The organism is Streptococcus sp. HMSC064H09 (genome assembly GCF_001812625.1).
Taxonomy (GTDB): Bacteria; Bacillota; Bacilli; order Lactobacillales; family Streptococcaceae; genus Streptococcus.
On the sequence record NZ_KV809628.1, the window covers coordinates 40372 to 44771 of the forward strand.

The window sequence follows — 4400 nt, forward strand, 5'->3', positions numbered from 1 at the left end:
CCTCGCAAATTGAGATTGTTTCATAATTGTAAACACCTGTAGATTCTATTATACACTACTTCTATTATGGCTTTTAGACTTTATTTCAATTTTACGTTATATTATTATTAAAAATCTAAATCATAAGGAATTATGTATGTCAGAAGATATTAAAATCAAGATTGGAAAAAGAATTCGTGAAGAACGTGAACGTCAAGGGTTAACACGTGAGCACGTTTGTGATACCGAAGAAGAATTAACAGTAAAACAACTGATGAGAATTGAACTTGGTCGTTCTTTACCAACCATTGTCAAACTGCAATACATCAGTGATAAATTGGGTGTTTCCCTCAACTATTTGTTAGGTGAAACAAAACTAGATATTCCTGAGGAGTATTATCAGGCTAAATATAAACTCATGAAGTCTCCTGTCTATGGCGACCTCGAGCGTATCAAGAAAAAACTACAAGATATTGAAGAACTTTATGAAAAATATATTGATATTCTACCAGAGGACGAACTTTTAACCATTGATATCATTGAAAGAACCCTGAATTTTATGACTGAAGGTGAAGAGGATGCTATCGAAACTATCTTTGAAGACTATCTGACTCAAGTATTGAAGAAAGAAGCATATTCCTTAAATGACCTCTTACTAATTAAATATTATACTTTTAAATGTCAAGTTGGTGACTATGATGAAGAAATTGTTGAAAGTTTTCGATGTAAATTAATTAATCAAGAACTACAAGGGGAAGAGCTAGTTAATGTTGAACTACTTGGAGCATTGTCAACTATAGGTGGAATCTATGTCATGCACCATGATTATAGAAATATGAAAACTATTGTCGATAAAATGCATACTGTTATCGATAAGACACTACAACATGCTTACAAACCCGCTGTACTTATTTTTGAAGCGAAATATTATCTGTTCTATGAGAACAACAGAGATAAAGCGGCTGAGCTCTATAATACGGCTACCGTACTAGCTGAAGCTTTTGGTGACCAAGTCTTCATCAAAAATCTTAAAATGGAAATACAAAAAGATTTAAATATAGAATAGAAAATATATCAGCAACATTTTAAATATAATTATTTTTATACAATAACAATCAAAGAAGCATCTGAAGTTAAACTCAGATGCTTCTTTGATTAATTCAATTTTTTCACTTAAACTTGACCTTATGCTTCTTTAGATACTTCTTCCCATACCATTCTTCTACTGACTTGCCTTCCCAATCACGATATTCTTCTGGATACTTCCATTTGTAGTAGCCCTGCAACATGTAGGGGAACATGAAATAAATTTCAAAGGCAGCAATCAATATATTGAACATTAGGAATAAAAATAAAACGCTTAATCCTCCAACCAAACTATCTGCATTTCTTATTGAATCCGAAAATATCGTACGAAAAATTATCCAGAGTGCTACAACTATTCCACCATACTTGACAATAAATCTAAATACTCTATTAAACAATCTATCGGTCGGACTCTCTATTTCGGTACCACCATATAATAAATTTAGCAATGAGGTAGACTTATCACGTATCATATAAATGATTGTGAAAAGAATTAGTCCTTCAAAAACAAACATTCCCACATAGCCAACAAGACCATAAAGTAAATTCATCAAGAAAAGATTAAGTTCAATTAGCAGCCATATTATAAAAGAAACCATAAAATGAAACTGACCTCTATAGATCAAAATGAACTGTTGGTTGAATCGCTTTCCTAATATAATCAGTAAAAGCCATATTGCCAGCCCCATCCAAAACACCCAGTAGGGAAGAAAATTAACCTCGGATAGGCCTACTGTTAAATCTTTAGGATTAGCATGATAAAATAAATAATTATTTAAAGCTACAATCAACCAATTGGGACCCATTATAAATAAGATTGTCAAAATCACTAACCAAACATACGACTTAAAGGTCCCTCTATATTTTTCTTTTTTTAGAGCATCCTGATAATTTTCCTGTGCAAATTTTCCTGAGACACTATCATCTAAAAGATTTAAACTCTCTTCAAAACTGGCCCTAAAGATTGATTTCTTCATTCTTATCTTCCAACAACTCCTTGGGTTTCTTCAAGTACTTTTTCCCATACCAGTCTTCTACTGACTTGCCTTCCCAGTCTCGGTATTCTTCAGGGTATTTTATTTTGTAGTAACCTTCTAAAAAGAAAGGGAGCTCCATGAAGATAACCATTGCCAAGAATCCAATATCTATGATTATCCATGTCAAGAACATACCTAACAAAGTCAAGCTTTGTGAAACTGCTATACCCGAATGCGATAAGATTATTTTGATGATTACAGCAAGCCCTAGCACTCCTGAACCATAGGTGGCGATTAAGCTTGCTATTCTATCAACAAGAGTTTCTCTCGCCTCTTCACCGAAAAAACAAGTGCTTAAACTTCTTTTCTCCATACGAAGGAATATCAGGGCAATAATAAACAGAAGAATATAAATAAACCAGATTCCAACTGAGGTTAGGGTCGGTAGGGCTACAGTTATTGCCAAGAGATTGAACTCAAGGCAAAACCAAAATAAAAAGATCTCCACATGAAAGCGATATCTGTATGGACGAATAAACGGTTTTCGAACAAATTTTCCAATAAGTACAAGTAATAGCCATATAAAACAGCAAATCAGAAATAATTCAGGGGTCAACAGTGACGGCTTGTGAACAGGCAAGGTTAAATCTTTGGAATCTGCAACATCCAAAGAAGAGGCAAATAAGGCACAGAGAAAATTACATCCGAATACAAAAAAGACGCTGTAGAGAATACTTTTTATTCTAAAACCAATACTTGGCTTTCCATTGTTTAAGCCTTTGCCCAGTTTTTCGTAATAATCTTTCTTTATATATTGAAGTGAGGCATCATCTAATAGATTTAAAGATTCTTCAAAACTGGCTTTAAAAATTGATTTCTTCATTTCTTAACTATCACCTCTCTCTTACTGTAATCAAGTCTGCTATTTGCGTCCCTCTCCGGTTTAAGCTACTTTTCTATTTTGACTTTTCCCTGTTCATAGCCTGAATACCAACTGCTTTCAGGACTAACATAATCTAGTGGTTCATTATCTGAACCGTCACCCACAAGAAGTAGGGTACCATTGTTGAACAGACAATTATATGTCTCTGAATCTTTAGTGAATTCATCATTTTGGGAGTCATAGTGATAGGTTTGCTCTCCCTCCACATCCTTTAGAGTAATCTGCTCACCGTCTATTTTTATCCAAAAATTTTTATCAATTGTAGCTGTTTTTGTTGATCGATTTTTAACGATGAGATAGTAAATACCATCATCTGATTTTTCCTCATCAATAGTGGTATTAATAATCCCCAGAAGCATTAGAGCTGGTATAATCAAGAGCAACCATAACCATTTTTTCTTGTTCTTTTTAGGTGTCTCAAGTTCTAGACTTGGCAAATCGACAGTTAGAGGCTCGATTTTCTCTAACCCCTGTTCTAAATTTTTGGTAACTCCTTCACCTTTATTGCCCAACCACTGTCTTGCCATTCGTACAAAGTACAGGCGCTCATCTTCTTGTGCAATCTCTTCAAACAAGTTTTGGGATTGAGTCTTATTTCCTTTTATTAGCTCATTTAAGGCTTTAAAATACTGAAGTTCAAGTCGTTCAAAGGCTTGTGGAGCAGTTGCTTGATTAAAGAAATCATTTGGTTTCCTCTCCACAAGGATATCGTACATAGCAAGAAATTCCCTCTGTTTGACTTCTTTTGCTTTCTCGTCTTTAAAGTTTAGATAATGGAGTGATTTTAAGAGGTCATCTTTGCTGATTATTTTTCCAGAAAGTAAGGATGCTTTCAGTGAAATAATCCATAGAAAATTAAGGTAAGTTTTCCTAATACCTGCAAATTGTAATTTCTCTGCTTGGCTTATGACGGATGGAAAATCGCCAATCATGTAAGCGTAAGTAATAGAAGCAATCCTAGCATTGATTTGAGTCTTTTTTCGTCGAGACTTACCTTGCCGTTGAATCGAATCATACCAGAAATCCAAACCCATCGTTTCATTAAGGACTTTGTGAGTTTCCCTTACCAATAAGCTATTTAAGTAAATTTTTAATACAAGAACTAGAAAAACGACGCTAATTGAAGCAATCAACTGCATTGTGGAATTTTCTAAAAATAACCATCGAAGGAAAAATAACAAAATAATAATTAACACGGTACTGATACGTAAAATAAGGGTATATTTTTTCCAAATCCTCTTATAATCCATCAACTTATCTCCTATATTCATTTTTGAAATAGATTTACTTTTCATTATATCTGATTATTTAGCATTCACAAGTTCACCGATAATGTGAAAAAGAAAACACCCAAATGATTGAATGATTCAATAAAAATAGCTTTGAACTGCACCCCAAAAGTTAGACAGAAAAAA

At 33.7% G+C, this 4400-nt stretch carries 4 protein-coding genes; 1 reads left to right on the forward strand and 3 read right to left on the reverse strand.

Features of this window, described 5'->3' with window-relative positions:
• The first annotated feature begins 136 nt into the window (after positions 1-136).
• Complete coding sequence (locus tag HMPREF2867_RS10280) at positions 137-1045, forward strand: helix-turn-helix domain-containing protein (RefSeq protein WP_070577332.1); 909 nt, start codon at positions 137-139, stop codon at positions 1043-1045.
• Between the two features lie 103 nt (positions 1046-1148).
• On the opposite strand, the gene HMPREF2867_RS10285 is transcribed toward HMPREF2867_RS10280, so the two are convergent.
• From HMPREF2867_RS10285 to HMPREF2867_RS10295, 3 genes are all read right to left on the reverse strand, one after another.
• On the reverse strand, positions 1149-2042 hold the full coding sequence (locus HMPREF2867_RS10285) for a hypothetical protein (RefSeq protein WP_070577333.1): 894 nt from the start codon (positions 2040-2042) through the stop codon (positions 1149-1151).
• Entirely contained in the window at positions 2023-2925 is a 903-nt protein-coding gene (locus tag HMPREF2867_RS10290; RefSeq protein WP_070577334.1) for a hypothetical protein, read from the reverse strand. The genes HMPREF2867_RS10285 and HMPREF2867_RS10290 overlap by 20 nt, the downstream gene beginning before the upstream one ends.
• A 65-nt stretch (positions 2926-2990) precedes the next feature.
• A complete protein-coding gene (locus HMPREF2867_RS10295) occupies positions 2991-4235 on the reverse strand; it encodes a hypothetical protein (RefSeq protein WP_070577335.1) in 1245 nt (414 codons plus the stop codon).
• Positions 4236-4400 lie beyond the last annotated feature (165 nt).

Bases quoted from the DNA above. Each gene is read 5' to 3' on its own strand.
- HMPREF2867_RS10280 (WP_070577332.1), top strand. From the start codon at position 137: ATGTCAGAAGATATTAAAATCAAGATTGGAAAAAGAATTCGTGAAGAA.
- HMPREF2867_RS10285 (WP_070577333.1), bottom strand. From the start codon at position 2,042: ATGAAGAAATCAATCTTTAGGGCCAGTTTTGAAGAGAGTTTAAATCTT.
- HMPREF2867_RS10290 (WP_070577334.1), bottom strand. From the start codon at position 2,925: ATGAAGAAATCAATTTTTAAAGCCAGTTTTGAAGAATCTTTAAATCTA.
- HMPREF2867_RS10295 (WP_070577335.1), bottom strand. From the start codon at position 4,235: ATGGATTATAAGAGGATTTGGAAAAAATATACCCTTATTTTACGTATC.